Source organism: Leptothoe sp. EHU-05/26/07-4 (assembly GCF_043421015.1).
In the GTDB taxonomy this organism is placed as follows: domain Bacteria; phylum Cyanobacteriota; class Cyanobacteriia; order Phormidesmidales; family Phormidesmidaceae; genus Leptothoe; species Leptothoe turfae.
In genome coordinates, this window is sequence record NZ_JAXSQV010000004.1 from 39,399 (window position 1) to 59,887 (window position 20,489).

Here is a 20,489-nt window from a genome sequence, read left to right on the forward strand (position 1 = left end):
AGCCAAGGTGGAGTATAAGCATGAAACGCTTGTTTAGTGGATTACCTAGTGATTTTCGCATTCCTATGCGCAGAATCCTGGTGGTTCCATTTGTTCTCCAAATTTGTGCCACTGTAGGGTTAGTTGGCTATCTTTCATTTCGCAATAGTCAACAGGCTGTACAAGACTTAACCTCTCAGCTACGCACCGAGGTGTCAGCCCGAATTCAGAGAGAACTGCAGGGCTACTTTGAAACCCCCCACGAAATCAATCGATTGAATTCAACGGCATTGATTCATGGCGTGATTGATGTCACAACTGCCACCCGTGGCGAAGCCCAGCTTTATCAACAAATGAAAATTGCCCCAAATGTGGCGTTTGTTTACTGTGGTAACAATCGAGGAGATTTCTTTGGTGTTTTACGAGACCCAGAAGATGGTTCGTTACAGCTGTCCTATAGCAATGCTGCAACTAAGGCTAAGCGTCAATATTACACCCTCAATGTCCGGGGGCAACGGACTTATTTTCTACGTCAGTTAAAAACTATATTTGATGCTAGACAGCGCCCCTGGTATCGGTCAGCTACCCAAGCCCAGCAACCAGTTTGGACAGATATTTATATTGCGTTTACCACAGGTCTACCCAATATCACAGCGGCATTGCCTGTTTACGATAGAGCAGGGCAACGTTTGTTGGGTGTGTGTGCGGCTGATGTTGTCTTACCAGAAGAGTTTCGGGATTTCTTAAGAGATTTAGATATTGGTAAGTCAGGCCAGGCGTTTGTTGTGGACCGTGAAGGTCGTTTGATCTCGAGTTCGGCGGATGAACCCTTAATGTTAGGAGATGAAGAAGATCCCCAATTTTTACAGGCTGTGGATAGCCAAGATCCTCTGGTGCAGGGAACCACGCAACATATTGAAAAACGGTTTGGCAGCCTTCAGGAAATTTCGCGATCGCAACAGCTCAACTTTAAACTTCATAGACAGCGGCATTTTGTCCAAGTTCTCCCATTTCGTGATGGCCGTGGTCTTGATTGGCTAATTGTGGTTGCCATTCCAGAAGCTGATTTTATGGGACAAATCTATGCCAATAATCGCAATACCATTGCACTAACATTACTGGCCCTTGGGGTTGCAGTCGGTGTTGGGTTATTAATTACCCGCTGGCTGACCCAGCCTGTATTACGTATTACTCAAGCGTCTAAAGCCATTGCCAGCGGAGACCTAAAACATGGAGAGCTTAGACTGAGCGATAGTGAAACAGGTCCCATCCGCGAATTACGCACGTTAGCGTACTCGTTCGATAGCATGGCCAGTCAGCTCAGAACATCTTTTGAAACATTAGAAGATAAAGTTAAAGAGCGTACGGCAGAACTTGCTAATGCTAATGCTCAAATTAGTACCTTAAATGACAAATTAAAGGCCGAAAACCTGCGGATGGGGGCAGAACTCGATGTTGTTAGACAAATTCAGCAAATGATATTGCCTAAGGCTGAAGAACTAAAAAATGTGGACGGCCTCGATATTGTTGGCTTTATGGAACCTGCCGATGAAGTGGGTGGAGATTATTATGATGTTTTAGAGACGGAGGGTATCGTTACCTTAGGCATTGGTGACGTCACAGGGCATGGCCTGGAAAGCGGTATGTTGATGCTCATGACCCAAACGGCGGTGCGAACCCTCAAAGAAATTCAAGAACATGACCCCATTAAGTTTCTAGAAACCGTGAATAGTACGATCTATCAGAATGTCCAGCGGATGGACTCTGAAAAGAACTTAACCCTTGCTATTCTCAACTATTCAGACGGATACGTTAGTATTAGTGGTCAGCATGAAGAGATTCTTATCGTTAGAGTCGATAGCACGGTTGAGAGCATTGATACGATGGACTTAGGGATGCCAATTGGGTTGGACGATGATATAGGTGGCTTCATTAGCTATGTCAAAGTTCAGTTGCAGCCTGGTGACGGGATTGTACTCTACACTGACGGAATTCCTGAAGCCTATAATTCACATAAAAAACAATATGGTATGCCTCGTTTGCGCCAGGTGATATCCCAAAGTTGGCATGGTAGTACGGCTGAAGATGTTCAACGAGCTATTATTAACGATGTTAAAGCGTTTATTGGTGAACAAAAAATATTTGATGATATTACCCTGCTTGTCCTCAAACAGCAGTAATACTTTCGTATAGTTTGGCCCTTCTCTCTGAATTAACCCTTAACCAAAGATTCCCCTAACAGATCTTATATAAATCGACGTTCCAGGAGAAAATTGGATGCATCAGATCTTTGGTGATTATATTACTATTCTTCCTCCTGAGCGCGATTCCCTAGAACTGAGTTTTACCTCTACATCAGAAGATATTAAAAACCTTTGGCGTAATCAACGGCTGTCAGCGCATTTTTTGGCCAATTGTTTTATTAATTTTCTGCCATTAGATGAGAATAACCCTGAAGAGGAACAAAGGATAAAAGAAGCCCAGGGCTCCATTAGCTATGTCGCTAATGAACTCATCGAAAACGCTGTGAAGTTCAATTTAGAAACGTCTACCCATCAAGTAAAACTTGGAATTTATTTTCTAGAGAATCCAGAGTTAGTTGCTGTTATATTCGCTACCAATAGTGTTAATAAAGCCCAAGCGGCGGAATTCCAGATATTTATTAAAGAATTATTAGCATCTGATCCCCAGGAGTTATACCTACAACAAGTGGAAGAGAGCGCTATGGAAAACGATACTACGCGCTCAGGGTTAGGGTTTCTCACAATGATTAATGATTATCAGGTTCGCCTAGGTTGGAAGTTTGAGCCTTTACCAACACTCCCTGATGCGATCGCTGTAACGGTGATGGCCCAAGTCACCGTATAGCCTATTTTTTTGAGTAGGTTTTCCCTACAGTAGAAAGTCTACACAAACATCGGTTTTCGTTGTGAATGGGATGGAAGCGGTCGCTAGAATGTCTGAATCCTTTAAAGATTGGGCGTTTCTGAGCTTCCCCCATGATTCCATCCGTTGAATTTAGGCTGTTTGAAAGTGCCACAGACGATTCATCCTCTAAATCGGTAACGGCAAAAATTGATTTTTGCTGCATTTTTATGCACTATCCCTGGCTCTGTGCTAGCGTTTGGTCAGATTTATTTTCGGCTATGCAATCTTTTCTAAAATGGTTCTCCGAATATAACTCTGTGTCCTTTGAATTTGAATGTTTGGAGAATCTCATATGTCAGTGTATGTTGGCAATTTGTCTTACGATGCCACCAAAGAAGATGTGACTGATGTTTTCGCTGAGTACGGTACCGTCAAAAGTGCTCATCTACCTACCGATAGAGAAACAGGCCGGCCTCGTGGGTTTGCCTTCGTTGAGATGGAGACAGATGCGGAAGAGACCGCTGCCATTGAGGCTTTAGACGGTGCTGAGTGGATGGGACGCGTACTCAAGGTTAACAAAGCTAAGCCCCGTGAGCCTCGGGGGGGATCAGGGGGAAATTGGGGTAACAAAGGGGATCGCCGTTACTAATTGTTATCGCGATTACCGCGATTAAATTGTTTTTGAGCCTTGCAAATAGAAGTCATGTAGGTTACTCTGCATGGCTTCTATTTGTGTCTGATATCCACCCCGAATCCATTAAACCCGGTTAAAAATGGATAATCCTGTAGGGGCGCTCCCTTGTACGGTTCGGCTGAACTCACCGTTGAAGCCATACCCTTCGATACTGGGTGCTATTAGTCAGGATTTTGTATCAGTGGGATTAGTAGGATAAATTCATTGGCGTGTGATTAATGTCACATCCTCAAGCCAGGAATCTCTTCTGGTGACGATGGAGCTTGTTTGGTGTCCTGTGGCTAAGTATTGCAGCCGTGCTCTAAGCAATCTCTGTGGTTGTTATAGCCTGTATATTCTGAGTTCAATAGTCAGTACATTCTCCCTCTATTGTCTGAATTCAGTGTTTTGCTTACTCACCTGTTATTCAAAGGAGCTGTCATAAATGTCTGCACTAAATGGTGTCATGATGCAATATTTCCATTGGTATGTGCCGGGGGACGGCAGCCTATGGAATCAAGTCAATACCCGATCTAAGGAATTAGCAGATGCGGGATTTACGGCGATGTGGTTGCCTCCAGCCTATAAAGGCATGGGTGGTGGCTACGATGTGGGATACGCCGTTTACGATATGTATGACCTGGGTGAATTTGATCAATGTGGCTCGAAGCGTACCAAGTACGGTACCCGAGACGAGTATTTAAGTGCCGTTCAAGCGCTTCAAGCGGCTGGTATCCAGGTCTATGCCGATGGTGTGCTGAACCATCGGATGGGGGCCAACCAGACGGAAGTTGTGAAAGCTACCCCCTTTTGGCAGAATGATCGCTTAAATCCCAAAGGTGGGCAGCAGGACATTAATGCCTATACGCATTTCACCTTTCCAGGACGCGTGTTGCCGGACGGGAGTAAGAAATATTCTGATTTTGAGTGGCATTGGTGGCATTTTGATGCCGTTGACTATGATGACTACTCCAAAGATAGCAATACGGTTTATCTCTTTGAAGGAAAGGCATTTGATGATGATGTCGCCCTAGAGAAAGGAAATTTTGCCTATCTGATGGGAGCCGATGTGGACTTTCAAAGTGTCGAGGTGCAAAAAGAAGTTGAAAACTGGGGTAAGTGGTATCTAGAGCAAACCGGTGTAGATGGTTTCCGGCTTGATGCAATTAAGCATATTTCTGCCTGGTATTTTCCGCTGTGGATTGATGCTCTGGAACACTATGCTCAGAAAGATCTGTTTATGGTGGGCGAGTACTGGTACAACGACCTTGGTACCCTCCAATGGTATGTAGATGCTGTGCAAGGTCGGATGTCGGTGTTTGACGTGCCTTTGCACTATAACTTCCACTATGCCAGTAAAGCAGGAGGGCATTATGACATGGGCAAGATTCTGGATGGGACGATGATGCAAACGCGTCCTACCCAGGCAGTCACGTTTGTTGAAAACCATGACTCTCAGCCACTACAAGCGTTAGAGGCTCCGGTAGAGGCTTGGTTTAAACCCTTGGCCTATGCCCTCATCTTGTTGCGAGCAGAAGGTTATCCCTGTGTTTTCTATGCTGATTACTATGGTGCTCAGTATGAAGACTATGGCAAAGATGGCAATAAGTATCCCATCACCCTTCATGCTCATCGTTGGCTGATTGATAAGTTTTTGTATGCCCGCAAGCACTTCGCCTATGGTCCTCAGTATGATTATTTTGATCATTTCAATACCATTGGTTGGACTCGACTAGGAGACCCAGAGCATCCCCAGGCGATGGCTGTGATTATGAGCGATGGTCCTGAGGGTTCTAAGTGGATGGAAGTGGGTAAGGCAAATACTCAGTTCTATGACCTGACTGAGCATGTGAAGACGCCGATTACTACTAATGAGTCGGGTTGGGCAGAATTTCGCTGTAATGGTGGTTCTGTCTCTGTTTGGGTAGAGGCGTAAGTCGGTCAGTATTGCCAAACTACTGTCAAACTATGTTTTGACGCGCATTCCGCAGGTTAGGTTTGAAAATCAGGTAATTTAAGCGGTAACGTTTTTGCAGAGCCGCTTAAAGAAGATGCGTGTCGAGGATATTGATCACTTAGGCATCATTGCAGGGATTGTAGACCAAATCGGACTCGAAGCGCTGGTGAATGGTTGTCTAGGGACCCATGTGCAGCAAAAGGTGAGTCCGGGACAAGGGATCAAAGCCATGATTCTGAATGGATTAGGCTTTGTGAGTGCACCGTTGTATCTGTATGAAGAATTTTTTGTGGGCAAAGCAACGGAGCATCTGCTTGGCGAGGGGATTGCGCCCTCCCATCTGAATGATGATTACTTGGGTCGATTACTCGACAAAGTGTGGGCCTATGGACCCAGCAAATTGTTCAGTGTCGTCTCGATGGCAGCCTATCAAGCCTTTGGCTTAGATAGCCGTCGTTATCATCTTGATAGTAGTAGCCTGAGTGTGCATGGGGCGTATGAAAGCGCGAACAAAGAGCCGGGTTGCATTGAAATCACCCATGGGTATTCGAAAGACCACCGACCTGACTTAAAACAGTTTGTAGTGGAGACAATCTGTACGAATGATGGGGGAGTCCCCTTAGCGTTTGAGGTCGCCAGTGGCAATCAATCCGACAAAGCGGTGTTTGCAGACCGATTAAAGACGTTTGCAGAGCACTGGAGTGTCGAGGGAATCTTGGTGGCTGACAGTGCCTTATACAGTGCCGATAACTTAGCCATTTTGGGGGCACTGCGTTGGATTACCCGTGTCCCGTTAACGCTATCCGCCGCCCAATCGGTGGTTACTGAGATCGATCCAGAGGCCTTTGTGGCAAGTGAACGGGACGGCTATCGATTGGCTCGTGTGTGCACAACCTATGGGGGAATTCGACAAGGGTGGGTCGTGGTCGAGAATCAGACACGGGTCGAGACGGATTGCCAACAGGTGGATAAACAGGTTGCCAAACACCTCGTCAAGGCAACAAAACAACTGCGTCGTCAACAGACCATTGAGTTTAATTGTGCCGCCGATGCTCGCCGCCAGGCCGAGGCCCTAGCGACCCGCTGGCCCTATCACTGTTTGAGCCAGTTAGACGTGGTCGAACAGCACCACTATGCCCAGTCAGGACGCCCGAAAACAGGGGCGACACCTACCCACACCACCTATCGAATTACCGCTCAAATCGTCGCCGATGACGCTGCTATTCATCAGGCAAAGCGAAAGGCAGGACGCTTCATTTTGGCGACCAATGTCATCGATGATGACACCTTGACTGACGAAATCATTCTCTCCGATTACAAAGGGCAATCGGTCTCTGAACAAGGCTTCGGTATGCTCAAGGATCCCTTGTTTTTTACCTCCAGTGTTTTTCTCAAAACACCTGAACGCATTGTAGCTTTGGCGACCATCATGGGATTGTCCCTGATGGTGTACACTTTAGCTCAACGGCAGGTGAGACACGCCTTGGATCAGGCGAATGAAACCCTTCTCGACCAACGCAAGCGACCGACTCAAACGCCGTCCTTACGGTGGATTTTTCAGAAGTTTCAGGCAATTCACCTGGCTTGGCTCAATGAGCAACCTCAGGTTTCCAACCTCTCACCTGAACGGCTGAATATCCTCAGATTTCTTGGCGCGCCCTGCCAGAAATATTATTTGATTTGCTGACTAACCTGCGGAATGTCCGTTAGGGGGTGGGCAAGGCTTGAAAAGTCTCTTCCACTAGCCGCTTAGCTTTTTTATCCAGGGCAATCCAATCCACATCACCCATTTCCAGGTCCAATAGACTTGTATCTATGGTGATGGGGCCAGTATGATTTTTTGTATCTGCTGTATCCGCTGCATTACAGAGCCGATAGCACAGCTGCCAAACATCGATTTCCTGCTGTTGATCTTGCTTTTTAAGGCATAGGGCATACCGATGGTCAGGAGATGGCAACTGGGCAAGCGTGGCCTGAATTTGATCATGCTCTTCAGGCGTTGCTTTTTCTAACATCTCTTGAAGCGCTAAGTATTGTTGTTTTTGTTCAGCCGTTGTCTCTGCTGGCCATCGCATATCGTCTCGATAAGACCCCTCCCAAGCAGAGACATCTAGCTGTTTACGAATATTGTCAATAATGCGAATTAACGCAGGCTGCATTAATGCTTGGGCGTAACGTTGATCTTGGGCAGTGGCAAATTGAGGCATAGAACGGCCAATGCAATACGGAGACTAAACTCTAGTGTATGGGAAAGTGCTCTGTTCTTCCCCATGGCTTTTCTGCCTGACCTGGTTAATGCATCCGTAACGGTCACGAATTATGCTAGCCCTGTAGAAGATGGCTGCTTTAACCAAAGTTGTAAAATGTCATTCACCCAACTGATTTCTGACTGAGTTAATTCCAGCTCTTTGGCTGAAAGCGTATACTTCAGCTTGCCAACGATGGTGCGATTATTATGTAGGAAAAACTTGATGAGAGAGCTATCTTTTTGGAAATGAATATCTTCAATATCGCGTTTATAGGTATTGATTTTATAGTCAACTGGCCGACAGGGGAACCGATGCCCTAACAAAATAATTTCTGGCAATAGCTGAATGCTGATCTGTTGGAAAAGACTAGAACAGATAGATTGCAATCCTCGGTACCCAGAGCGTACGTTAAAATATGTCCATCCTAGCCCGATGATAATAATAGATAACTGTTGCCAAACGTTGACCAGCTGAGGCCAGAAGTATAAAAACCCTCTAAACGTCAGCCATACACTTGCTGCGCTCACGATTGTCTGGAGCATTGCCAGGCAGAATTTTCTGCTTTTCCAGCCCAATGGAGGAAACAAGACCTCCAACATTTGACTGTACTCAAGAATCTTTAGCTGGGTGTTGGCTGGGGCCATTGTTTCTAAAAACGTGCGTTGCAAACGATGGCTAAGACTGTTGAAGGATAGCCAGTGAGATGAGGAAAAAATCTCATCAGCTTGCTCTAATCCTTTCAGGGCAGATTTTGCGGATATGGGTCGTTTATGTTGCTTGGGTTGGGTGAGCCAGCGTAACCAAGATTTGAGGGGCCGACTCATATGCTCTAATTCTTGGCTAAACAACAGACGTAGGCCGCTCTGGGGCAACGTGTTGGGATGTTTTCCTGTAGCAAGATGGATGAGTGTGGCTCCCAGGCTGTATAAATCTGTGGCAGGCATGGCCCGATCTCCCAGTTGTTCGGGTGGGCGGTAGCCTGGAGTCCCTGAGATGAGAATGGGGGTATCTGTATCAGTTTCTGTATCAGTTTGAGTTGTGCTAGCACATTGTACTAAGCCAAAGTCCACTAAATAGAGATCACCTGGCGTAGAATTAGCGAGGGTATTCAGCACAAAACTGCTAGGTTTGATATCACGATGAATGATCGGTGATTTTTTGGTGTGTAGATAATCAAGGATCGCTAAAATCTGTTGCGCCAGTTTACGAATCTCTTCTTCGGTAAAGACTCTTTGAGTGTTGATCAGGGTATATAGTGATTTACCCTCAATGTATTCTTGTACAAGCATGCAGCCGTGATAGCCATGGTCTTTGATCTCAAAGCTGTCGTAGTAAGCTGGAATAGCTTGATGCTTCAAGCTTTTAAGGGTTTTGACTTCTTGGTGAAAACGGTTGATATCGTTGGCTTGAAGTGGATCGTCAAAACATAAATATTTAATGATAACCCAGCTATGGCGGGTGTGGTCGTAACCCAGCATCGTTCTACGACCAAGGCGAGCCCCTAAGTTTTGTTGAATACTGTAGCGATTGAGAAGTCGAGGAGTCGTCTTTAAAACGCTGGGGGAAACCATGAAACTATTGACGGGGTTGCAATTATTCATCAGAATTCCCGATTGCATCCCCAGGGTAGCGGCATAGATACTGAACAATGCTGTTTGATATTAAGCCAATGACCATGGTCCACCGAATCATGGCCCTATAAAATGACACAGACGGTTTAAGAGAGTAATCAGGAGTTGTCCCATGGCGCAGCCCAGGGTTTTTATCGATGGTGAAGCAGGTACAACCGGGCTGCAGATTTATGCCCGCTTAGCCCAGCGAGAAGATGTCACGGTTGTCAGTATTGATCCTGCTAAGCGAAAAGATGTGGCAGAGCGAGCAAAGCTGATTGATTCTGTGGATGTGGCGATTTTGTGTTTGCCCGATGCCGCCGCTCGTGAGGTGGTTGATCTGGTGTCAAGTCCCACGGTTAAAATTTTGGATGCTAGCACGGCCCATCGTACCCATCAGGATTGGGTGTATGGATTCCCAGAGTTAGCACCGGGGCGGCGGGATGCGATCGCAAAAGCCCATCGTGTTAGTAATCCAGGCTGTTACCCTACCGGATTTCTAGCAGCCATCAAGCCATTAGTGGCCTCTGGTCTAATTCCCGCTAGTTTCCCAGTCACCGTTAATGCGATTTCCGGCTATTCCGGTGGAGGCCGTAAGTTGATGGAGACCTATGCCGGGTATCGCGGTGAATCAGAACCACTTTATCCCTATGGTGTGTACGGTCTAGCCTTTGACCATAAGCATGTGCAAGAGATGCATCAATATTCTGGGTTGGCCCATGCGCCCTTATTTCTGCCAGCGGTAGGTACGTTTGAGCAGGGCATGCTGGTGCAAATTCCGCTGCCGCTGTGGACGTTGGATCATCCACCCACTGGTCAGCAACTGTGCGCTGCCCTCACGGATTACTACGCCGATGAACCCTTTGTGCAGGTGGCGGCTCTGGCGGATGAAGCGGGTCTGCGTGATGGCAAGTTTCTGGATACAAAAGCGGCTAACGGAACTAATCAGGTCCAACTGTTCGTCTTTGCTAACGACGATACCCACGAGGCATTGGTCGCAGCACGATTGGATAATTTAGGCAAAGGGGCTTCAGGGGCTGCTGTGCAAAATATGAACATCATGTTGGGGCTGCCGGAGCAGGCAGGGTTGAATCAGGGAGTCTAACCATGGAAACCTTTACATTTGGGGGGCTAGGGGGCTGAGTAATGGGTAGCGTCTTTTCTAGACACATCCTTATACCTAAGACAAAGGACCTCAGATAAAAAAGGAGCCGCTTACAACTAGCAACTCCTCACTTAGAGACTTATTCCCACTGTGGAAGACACGGATTCTTGCATGGCAAGAACCGCCAGGGGAGAACGATAACTCCCCAACCCTGATGCAAGTTTGAAAGATCAGTTAACTGACAGTGTCAGACCAGCCACACGCTGCTTCACTCTCAAGGCAAGCTGTTGTTACTTTGGCTTAAAACCTTTGAGTTTGGATAGTACCCTTTTGTGTACTCCTGTAAAGGCATTACATAGCGGTATTAGTTTTCCAGGACTGTCCGGAATTATGAATATTGGCGGGGTAACAATTCAGAGGTGTCTAAGATCGGCGGTGCTGCTCCTCGGTATGGTTTCATCTCTCAAGTCTTGGTTGGTAACCTGTTGGGGTGATCGGTTTCTATACTCAGGCAGTAACGGCTGAATATTTACAGCGGCTCTGGGAGTCTTTTCATACATTATTTTCTATGGTTTTATCGTCGCCTAGTAATGCCGCTCGGTTTCAATTTGAACCGTATTCCCACAGTTGGGTTGCCCTCCATCCCCAACCCAAAGGTGTGATTCAGTTTGTAGGGAGTGCTTTATGGGGGACATTTCCCATCCTCGTGTATCGTCATTTTCTCAAAAGTCTTTTTGCCGCTGGCTATACCGTTGTCGCTTTTCCGTTTCGGTTTACGTTGCACCATTGGTCCACAGCCATTGACCTTTTAGATGAGCACTACACGTTACGGGGCTCGATGGTCGAGGCGGCAATGGCTAAGGGGTATGAGTCAGCGGTGTACTTAAATGCGGCTAACTACACTTGGATCGGCCATGGCCTGGGCTGTAAGTATGTAGCCTTACTAGAACTTTTGTCCTCTACAGAGGTGTTAACAGAATGCTGGCAATCGTTGCCGCCGCACGCCCCTAGCACTCGGCAGCTAAAAGAGATTCAGCAGGGATTATCCTGCCTCAATGCGCGTCTACGTCTGATGGAACAGCGTATCCAACGGCTGACCGGGCAGACTGTTGATTACGGTCTACCGTCGATTATGCAACAGGCCTCTTTATGGTTGGCCCCTGCGATTAAAGTGCCTGTGCCTGCCAAATGGCTACGATGGGTTTTGAGTAAACTGCTGACGGCATCCCCTACCGTTGATCAAACCCATCAGCTGATTGCCCATAGTCGGCTATTTCATTTCACCGGGCTGATCCAATTTGCTCGCGATCGCAATACCGCCAATACCTGTCAACAGCTGATGCATGAACAGCCCCACATTCGGCGACGGTTTCTCAAAGGCAACCATTTAGAGCCAGTGGGGATTCAATTAGGCCAGTGTGTGGTTGACTTCAACCCACTGGATAAATTTATTCAGCCCCTCAGCTGTCGGGACTTAGAATTTAACGCCTTGGCCCTGGTCCATCGCCTCCGAAATACACCCGCTGTTGCCCAGCAGAGGTGTGATGAGACGTGTGATGCCAGTAGTACTACCAGGCATCGAATCGCCGCTTGAGAGCGGACTTAACCGCTCCTGATTCCTCAGCTTTCCCTAACGCTTCCAGCGATCGGCTATAGCCTGAACTATGTGCGCCAAGCTATAATCAACCATTTAGGCAAGCATACTGGGGATGTAGATGGATAGCTGGATAGATGAAGACGACGAGCTGCTCGATTTTGAGGAGCTGCGATCGCAACTTTTCACAACCTATCAGCAACAAACGTCTTTACGTAAAAGTATTGTCCAATTGCTCTCAATCTTTTACGGACCCACTAGTCTTGCAAATGCCACGACAGCCCTCAACTATGTGGGCATCACTACTAAAACGGGTAAAACCATTACCCCCAGCTCTCTAAAAACTCAGATTACGGGGCTGATTAATGACCAACTCCTGATTTATGGTGCCGGACATTTACCCCAATGCCACCCCCTGATTGTGGAACAGGTCACTCGGGATGTGGTGCAATCAGGCCCGTTTGAGCCGATGCTTCAGGCCGTTAGAAATATCTTTCATCCACATCGCCAATATAGCGGTCGGGTCAATCGCATACGCCATATTTGCCGATCTAAAGACGAGCTATATCGTGAAGCGCGTTTGGCGCTTTACGAGCAGGACTATGACGCTTTGCCTCAGCTGTTTCTCGACTATAGCAACTATAACTACTACGCTACGCCCGTTGCCCTAGAAGATTTTCTCCTAGATGTCGTCAACAACCCCTTTGATGTGACCTGGTTGCAAAGACTGCCTGCTGAACATTACAGCATGGTTTTGAAAACTCTCCTGGTAGGGGCAACAGCTTCGTTAAAGCCCGCTGCTCAGCTGTTGGACCTGTTGGAAAATCATCCCGCTGATTCCAGTGAGTTTAATGTATTGCTGGTGGAGCAATACCTGTTGCGCAATCGGCTGACTGAGGCTGAAGTCATCTTAGACAAAACCGTTGACGAACAGTCCCAGGTCTATGCCACCGCTTTAAGAGGCGCACTCGCATTGTTGCTAGGGGAGACCAAACTCTCCCTGGAGTACTATGCAACCGCTACCAAGCTAGCCCGTAAACAGCTCAACAAAAAAGCAGTGATTGGTGGTATCGCTGGCTTGTTTTATATGTTGGCTTTGCTGAAGTCCGGGGATGCCAAGCATCTAAAACAAGCGATTGCCATTAGCACCCCACTGATGCAAAACTCTGGCTATTTGAGTAATGCTTACGGCTTGCTGCATGAGATGACAGTGCTCCAACAAGGCAATCTCGCTGCTCGTCAGAGACTATTCGAGCTCATCGAATGTTATGGGGATGATGCAGAAGATAGCTTTGGCCGATTTTTTAGCAAGCTCTGCCTTTACTGGCTAGATTTGGATGAAGCTAGGGCAGAGTCGCCCCGTCCCCTCGGGATATTTGCCGAAGAGGCAAACGATGCAGGATTCTATTGGTTTGCCACCGAAGCGGCTGAGATTCTCAGTCGTTTAATTCCGGATAGTGACTATCGAGCATGGGCTGACCAGCGAGTGGGTGTTTCAATTGTTGATACCCTAGAACCCCAAAGCACCTGGGAAATCAGCTTAAAGGCATTGACCAAAGTGGCCGGTGTCAGTAGTAATGATGCCAAAACAGAACGGCGTTTGGCCTGGTTTTTGACCCTGTATACTAAGCACTGGTTGCTACAGCCTCGAGAACAAAAACTCAGCGCCAAGGGAACGTGGACTAAGGGCCGCGTTGTTGCCCTCAGTCGCCTGGCCAAGAATGCCTCAGAATTTGATTACCTAACAGCTCAGGATCTCAAGGCTTGCAACCATATCAAATATGACTACTATTCTGGTTCTCAATACGCCCTCAATCGAGACGCCATCAAGGCTTTAGTGGGTCATCCCCTCGTATTTTGGGAAGATTCTCCAACGGTGCGTGTGGAGATTGTTGCCGCAACACCAGAGTTGGTGATTGAACAGGCTGGTGATGGCACCCTCATACTTAAGATGGAGCCTGCCATTAGTCCAGGAGATGGCATTACCTTGTTGAAGGAAACCCCCACTCGGATCAAGGTTTTGGATGTTACCTCCGAACACCAGCAGATTGCCGAAATTTTGGGTAAGCGTAATCAATTGACGGTGCCTGCTGCCGGGCATGAGCAGGTGCTGGCTGCCATTCAATCGGTGTCGAGCTTGGTAACGGTGCACTCCGACATCGACGGTGATATGGATGATGTGGAAGCAATTGAGGCAGACGCCAAACCCCATGTGCACCTGATGCCAGCCGGTGATGGTCTGAAGTTATCAATGTTGACGCGACCTTTCCCCAATTCTGGGGCTTACTATCCGCCGGGAACTGGTCGCAAGACAGTGATTGCCGAAATTGATGGCAAACGCTCCCAGGCAACTCGCGATTTAGCCATGGAAAAACGCCTGGCCCAGGATATTCAGCAGGCTTGTCCAGCGCTACAACTGGGGGAAGAAGCTGAAGGAGAATGGATTTTAGACGAGCCCGAAACCTGCCTGGAGCTGTTGTTGCAGCTTGAGGCAGTGGAAGAAGATATTGTTTTGGAGTGGCCTGAAGGAGAGAAACTAAAGATTCGCAATAAAGCCGGTATCGATGGCTGGCGGTTGCACATTAAGCAGGAACAGGATTGGTTCTCAGTCAGTGGCGAGCTAGAGCTAGATGATGGCAGTGTCATGGATATGCAGGCTTTACTATCCTTATTAGATCAAACCTCTAGTCGATTTATACCCATCGGGGATGGTCAGTTTTTGGCCTTGACTCAAGCCTTTCGTAAACGGCTGGATGAATTTCGAGCCTATTCGGAACGTCACGGTAAAGGGGCTCGCTTTCACCCATTAGCGGCCCTGGCTTTAGAAGAAACTCTCGATGAAGTGGGACAGTTAAAGGCGGATAAAACCTGGAAATCCCACATTAAAAGACTAAAAGAATCTAAAACTATCGCTCCAGAAGTTCCCTCCACACTGCAGGCTGAGCTAAGAGACTATCAGCAGGAGGGGTTTCAATGGTTGGCCCAGCTTGCCCACTGGCGGGTGGGTGCTTGCCTGGCTGATGATATGGGCTTGGGTAAAACTCTCCAAGCACTGGCGGTGATTTTGATGCGGGCTCCTGGGGGACCCACACTTGTTGTTGCTCCCACCAGTGTGGGGGCTAACTGGATTAGTGAAGCGCAGCGGTTTGCGCCCACACTCAATGTATTCCAGTTGGGTAGTGGTGATCGTCAAGCTGTGGTTGATCAGCTGAGTGGGTTTGATTTACTGGTGTGCAGCTACGGTCTGCTACAGCAACCGGAGGTGGCGGCACTGCTGGCGGAAATTGAATGGCAAACCATTGTGCTAGATGAGGCTCAGGCCATTAAAAACAGTGCTACGAAGCGTTCCCAGGCGGCGATGAAGCTCAAAGCTGGGTTTAAGGTGGTGACCACTGGTACCCCCATTGAAAACCACCTGGGAGAACTGTGGAATCTGTTTCGATTTATCAACCCCGGCTTGTTAGGCTCGTCAGAGAAATTCAATGAACGATTTGCGATTCCCATTGAACGTCATCAAGACAAGCAGGCGCGTTTACGGCTTAAGAAACTAATTCAACCTTTTATGCTGCGGCGTACTAAGGTGCAGGTGTTGGATGAACTGCCCTCTCGTACTGAGATTACTCTTCATGTAAAACTGAGCGGTGAGGAGAAAGCACTGTATGAGGCGCTAAGGCGAGATGCGATCGCAAAGCTTACGACAACTGATGCAAAAGCTGGAGCTAAACACCTACAGGTCCTGGCTGAGATTACTCGATTACGACGTATATGCTGCAATCCCAAGCTAGTGATGCCAGAGATGCCTCCCACCAGCGCCAAGCTACAGCTGTTTGGCGAAGTGTTAGAAGAATTGCTCAGTAACCGTCACAAAGCCTTGGTGTTTAGCCAGTTTGTCGATCACCTAACAATTTTACGAGAGTATCTGGATAAACGAAATATTACCTATCAGTATCTGGATGGCAGCACGCCAGTCAAACAGCGTAAACAGCGAGTCGATGCGTTTCAATCCGGTGAGGGTAATGTGTTCTTAATCAGCCTAAAAGCGGGTGGCACTGGCCTTAACCTGACAGCGGCTGACTATGTGATCCATATGGATCCATGGTGGAACCCAGCCGTGGAAGATCAAGCTTCGGACCGAGCCCACCGTATTGGCCAAACTCGCCCAGTGACCATTTATCGTCTGGTCACTGAAGGCACTATTGAGGAAAAAATTGTTGAACTACACAATAAAAAACGAGATCTAGCTGACAGCCTTTTAGAAGGCGCTGACATGAGTGGTAAGCTCTCTACTGATGCGTTATTGCAACTCATGAGCGAAGAAGCATAAGATAGCCCGTTTATGGAGCCCTGAGGCTAAGGCAGAGCTCGCTAATATCCACTTAACAAAATATGAGGTTCTAGGTATCGGTCTATAAGCTAAAGCACCCAACACTTAATATCCAGGTAAAACGGGTATTTCATTTAGCGACAGTTCCCTACCCTCAAGAGGTTACTGTTGATTAGTCAGGCTCCTCCTATATCCTCCTTAAAATGATGTATCTTGAGTAAGGTATGCGAACTTTTAGGGCCTTTAATGCAGAAGAAAATTGCATCGCGATTTTAACCCTAGGTCGGGTGGTGTAGGTTGAGGCTTTGTGTCAGCGAAATCAATCATGCTTTAGCTGTGACTTCAAAATTAGCGTGACTTTACAGTGAGTGAATCGATTCCAACAATAAGAGTCTCCTTTGCTGGTATGTGATTTAGAACATCCACTGTACGCTCACTTATTGATTTGGATATTTTTGCTTGCATATCTGATTGAGATAGCTGATGAGTATAGATCCTGATAATAGTGAGCTTGCCATCCCATCAACTGAGGGATTTAGTAATCGGATCGAATTTGATCAAACTCCTCTAATTGTGGAGCCCCAGGTTCCCTTAAGTCAGGTTTTATCATGGATGTCCCAAGGGGAAGATGGTCAGGCTGATGAGGCCGAGAGCCAGAGTCCAGATGCTGTTAGCGATAGGCCTCGCCCATCCAGTTACTGCCTTGTCATGTCTGGCGAGCAGCTACTCGGTATTTTCACTGAGCGTGATGTTGTTAAAATCATTGCCCAGGATATAGATTTAAGTGCTTTCACCATTGCTGAAGTGATGAGTCGTGGGCTGATTACAATTTCGCCTGGAGAATTGGAGCGACCATTTAATGTAGTTGCTCTTTTGAGGCGACATAATATTCGCCATTTACCTGTGTTAGATGACCAGCATCATCTTGTGGGAGTTGTTACGCATACCAACTTACGTCAAGCATTAAAGGCCGCTGATCTATTGCGTTTAAGGCGGGTTCATGAAGCGATGTCTACCCATGTGGTAACGGCTCTTGCCGACGAGCGACTACTAGGTGTGATTAGACTTATGGCTACCCATCAGGTTAGCTGTGTTGTCATTGTTGACGTCAATGATGGGAAAGGTGCTCAAGTGCCAATTGGCATTGTGACCGAGCGTGACATTGTTAAGCTACAGGCTCAAAACATAGATTTATCTGCTCTGGTGGTCGAGGCTGTAATGAGCAAACCTTTGCAATGTGTTGCTCCTGAGGATAGTCTTTGGACTGTTCAGAAACAGATGCAAACCATGGGTGTACGTCGATTAGTCGTTGCTGATCAGGGTGCCTTGAGTGGGCTTGTCACCCAAACCAGCATCCTGGCAATGCTCGATCCGTCAGAGATGTATTGTACTATTCAAGTCCTGAGGGAAGAGCTCAATCGATTGCAAGATCAGCGTTTAGATCTATTGCAAGCCAAAGCATCTCAATTAGAGCAGCAAGTAAAAGTTAGTGAATCTCGATTTCGGGCAATTTTTGACCACACATTTCAGTTTATTGGTTTGCTAGAACCTGATGGAACTCTGATCGAAGCCAATCAGGCCGCACTGGATTTTGTTGGGCTAAGTCAAGAAGATGTCATCAATTTACCGTTTTGGCAGACACCTTGGTGGAGGTTATCGGCTGCTATTCAGGCCCAACTGCGTAAGAATATTGAGCGATCTGCTCAAGGTGAATTCATTCGATATGAGGTGGATGTCATCGGGGGGAATAATCAAGTTATTACAATTGATTTTTCACTGAGTCCGGTCAAAAATGACGCAGGTGAGGTGATTTTAATTATTCCAGAAGGACGAGATATTAGCGATCGCAAACGTATAGAAATTGAATTAGAGGAAAGTCAGAATCACTATGCTAGTCTGACGGCTGCCGCTCCTGTCGGGATCTTTCGTGCTGATCGATGGGGCGATTGCGTCTATGTAAATGAACGCTGGTGTAAGATTGCTGGCCTCTCGTTAGAAGACGCATTAGGCACAGGATGGGCTGAGGCAATTCATTGCGATGATCGTATGCGAGTATCGCAACAATGGCATCACGCTACCCAAACGAGTCAAACTTTTCAGGCTGAGTATCGCTTGCAAACCCCTGCTGGCAGTGTAACTTGGGTCTTTGGTCAGGCTGTTCCTCAGTACGACAATGACGGTGATTACATGGGCTACGTTGGTACTATTACTGATATTACTGAGCATAAACAATTAGAAGCAGCACTAGAGGCCGAAAAAGAAATGGCTCAAGTGACTTTGGACTCTATTGGTGATGCCGTAATTACTACCGATGCTGCTGGTAATGTGCGTCATCTCAATCCAATAGCTGAGACGATGACAGGATGGACTACCCAAACCGCCCGTGGACGCCCTTTAACCCAAGTCTTTCAAATCATCAATGAAACGACTCGAGAACCTGCCATTAATCCCGTAGAACAGGTGCTCTTAGTTGGTCTTATCACTGGGTTAGCGAATCACACTATTTTGATCCGACGGGATGGCCAGGAATTTAGCATTGAAGACTCAGCCGCACCAATTCGCAACAAAAGCGGTCAATTAATTGGGGTTGTCATGGTTTTTCATGATGTGACCCAGTCTCGTTCCATGGCACGCCAGCTCAGTTGGCAGGCAACCCACGACACATTAACAGAATTGTTTAACCGTCGCTACTTTGAGGCCGAACTCGAAGACATCGTGACAACAGCTGTGCAACAAAATCAGTCCCATGTGCTCTGTTATTTAGATCTAGATCAGTTTAAGGTGGTCAACGATACCAGCGGTCATTTAGCTGGAGATGAGTTGTTGCGCCAATTAGCTCGATTGCTCAAGCGACACATCCGAGCTGTCGATATCATAGCCCGTCTAGGCGGTGATGAGTTTGGCATTCTATTGGCTCAGTGTCCCCTTGATCGAGCCGTCAACATTGCAGAAGATTTACGTCAGGCAATAGCCGACTATCCATTTATCTGGCAAGAGAAGATTTTTCGTGTGGGTGTCAGTATTGGTTTAGTTGTTATAGACTCCAATAGTACTGATGCCATAGCTGTTATGAGTGCTGCCGATGCGGCCTGCTATGCAGCTAAATATCGGGGTCGTAATCGTATTCAGATTTATCAAAAAGATAATGCTGAACTTAATCAACAACGCCAAGAAAGACACTGGAGTGTTGTTATTCGTCAGGCCCTTGAAAATGATCGTTTCTGTCTCTATCGTCAACAAATTGCCCAAACGATAAACCCTCAGGGGACACCGATTGCTTTTTATGAAGTCCTGGTGCGGATGATCAGAGACTCTGGGGAAAATATCTCTCCAGGGGAGTTTATTCCAGCTGCTGAACGCTATGGCTTAATGCCAATGTTAGACCGTTGGATTATACGAAACTGTTTAGCCAATCTAGAACAGGTACTGCAAGACGGTATTGAAAACGTCCTCTACAGTATTAATTTATCCGGTATGAGCCTGAATGATGAGCACTTTCTTGAGTATGTGAGTGCTCAGTTTGAGAGATTTAATGTTCCGCCTGAATGTATTTGTTTTGAGATTACAGAAACAGCAGCGATTGCTGACTTTGAGTGTGCAATTTCATTTATTCGAGCGTTAAATCGTTTAGGATGCCGCTTTGCCTTAGATGATTTTGGTAGCGGCATGTCTTCCTTTGCTTATCTCAAAGCACTACCAGTTGATTTTCTCAAAATCGATGGTGACTTTATTCAAGGTGTTATTACTGACTCTACAACGGAGGCCATCATCGAATCTATTCATCGCATCGGCCATGTTATGGGTTTACAGACCATTGCCGAATCGGTGGAAAACGAGGCCATTCTAACTAAAATGCAAACAATTGGTGTTGATTATGTCCAAGGCTATGGCATTAGCTACCCATCTTTTTGGTGCTAAGGCGCTTGTGCTTCAATAATTACCCCATTACCCCATCACTCATCCACCCATCTACAAATCTGATTTCCCGCCAGTCAATTTGATACCCAGGCGGTTATAGTCAACTGCTGACTGCATATCCCCAAAGGAAAGGCTGCGCCCAGCTATATTTAATCGGTAGTGTTTAGCTGTGCCAACCCTGAAAGCTCCACATCTCAGTGTTTACAAAGACA

11 protein-coding genes are annotated in these 20,489 nt (G+C 47.0%); 9 read left to right on the top strand and 2 right to left on the bottom strand.

All coding sequences use genetic code 11. From position 1 onward, the window contains the following. The first annotated feature begins 20 nt into the window (after window positions 1-20). The 5 genes from U2F10_RS13215 (at window position 21) to U2F10_RS13235 (ending at window position 7,164) form a co-directional block, all read left to right on the top strand. Complete coding sequence (locus U2F10_RS13215) at window positions 21-2,159, top strand: SpoIIE family protein phosphatase (RefSeq protein ID WP_499867503.1); 2,139 nt, start codon at window positions 21-23, stop codon at window positions 2,157-2,159. Between the two features lie 97 nt (window positions 2,160-2,256). Next, window positions 2,257-2,847: a slr1658 family protein gene (locus tag U2F10_RS13220; protein WP_163662143.1), complete on the top strand. Its 591-nt coding sequence runs from the start codon at window positions 2,257-2,259 to the stop codon at window positions 2,845-2,847. A 352-nt stretch (window positions 2,848-3,199) separates the two neighbouring features. Beyond that, window positions 3,200-3,496: an RNA-binding regulator gene (rbp, locus tag U2F10_RS13225; RefSeq protein ID WP_006516039.1), complete on the top strand. Its 297-nt coding sequence runs from the start codon at window positions 3,200-3,202 to the stop codon at window positions 3,494-3,496. Window positions 3,497-3,965: 469 nt separating this feature from the next. Next, window positions 3,966-5,456 carry an alpha-amylase gene (locus U2F10_RS13230; RefSeq protein WP_163696917.1) on the top strand — a complete coding sequence of 497 codons (1,491 nt, stop codon included), beginning with the start codon at window positions 3,966-3,968 and terminating at the stop codon, window positions 5,454-5,456. 94 nt (window positions 5,457-5,550) lie between these two features. After that, window positions 5,551-7,164, top strand: coding sequence for an IS1634 family transposase (locus U2F10_RS13235; protein ID WP_499871633.1), 1,614 nt, complete (start codon window positions 5,551-5,553; stop codon window positions 7,162-7,164). 19 nt (window positions 7,165-7,183) lie between these two features. Here the strand turns inward: U2F10_RS13235 and U2F10_RS13240 are convergent, their stop codons facing one another. Continuing rightward, window positions 7,184-7,684, bottom strand: coding sequence for a hypothetical protein (locus U2F10_RS13240; protein ID WP_499872400.1), 501 nt, complete (start codon window positions 7,682-7,684; stop codon window positions 7,184-7,186). Between the two features lie 110 nt (window positions 7,685-7,794). Further along, window positions 7,795-9,297, bottom strand: a complete 1,503-nt coding sequence (locus U2F10_RS13245) for a serine/threonine protein kinase (RefSeq protein ID WP_499872402.1) — start codon at window positions 9,295-9,297, stop codon at window positions 7,795-7,797. Between the two features lie 172 nt (window positions 9,298-9,469). Between U2F10_RS13245 and argC the strand changes: the two genes are divergently transcribed. The 4 genes from argC (at window position 9,470) to U2F10_RS13265 (ending at window position 20,277) form a co-directional block, all read left to right on the top strand. Then, window positions 9,470-10,441, top strand: a complete 972-nt coding sequence (argC, locus tag U2F10_RS13250) for an N-acetyl-gamma-glutamyl-phosphate reductase (protein WP_499872404.1) — start codon at window positions 9,470-9,472, stop codon at window positions 10,439-10,441. Window positions 10,442-11,009: 568 nt separating this feature from the next. After that, window positions 11,010-12,035 carry a DUF1350 family protein gene (locus tag U2F10_RS13255; protein ID WP_163662030.1) on the top strand — a complete coding sequence of 342 codons (1,026 nt, stop codon included), beginning with the start codon at window positions 11,010-11,012 and terminating at the stop codon, window positions 12,033-12,035. Window positions 12,036-12,156: 121 nt separating this feature from the next. Continuing rightward, a complete protein-coding gene (locus U2F10_RS13260) occupies window positions 12,157-16,359 on the top strand; it encodes a DEAD/DEAH box helicase (RefSeq protein WP_499872406.1) in 4,203 nt (1,400 codons plus the stop codon). A gap of 483 nt (window positions 16,360-16,842) precedes the next feature. Then, window positions 16,843-20,277, top strand: coding sequence for an EAL domain-containing protein (locus U2F10_RS13265; protein ID WP_499872407.1), 3,435 nt, complete (start codon window positions 16,843-16,845; stop codon window positions 20,275-20,277). Window positions 20,278-20,489 lie beyond the last annotated feature (212 nt).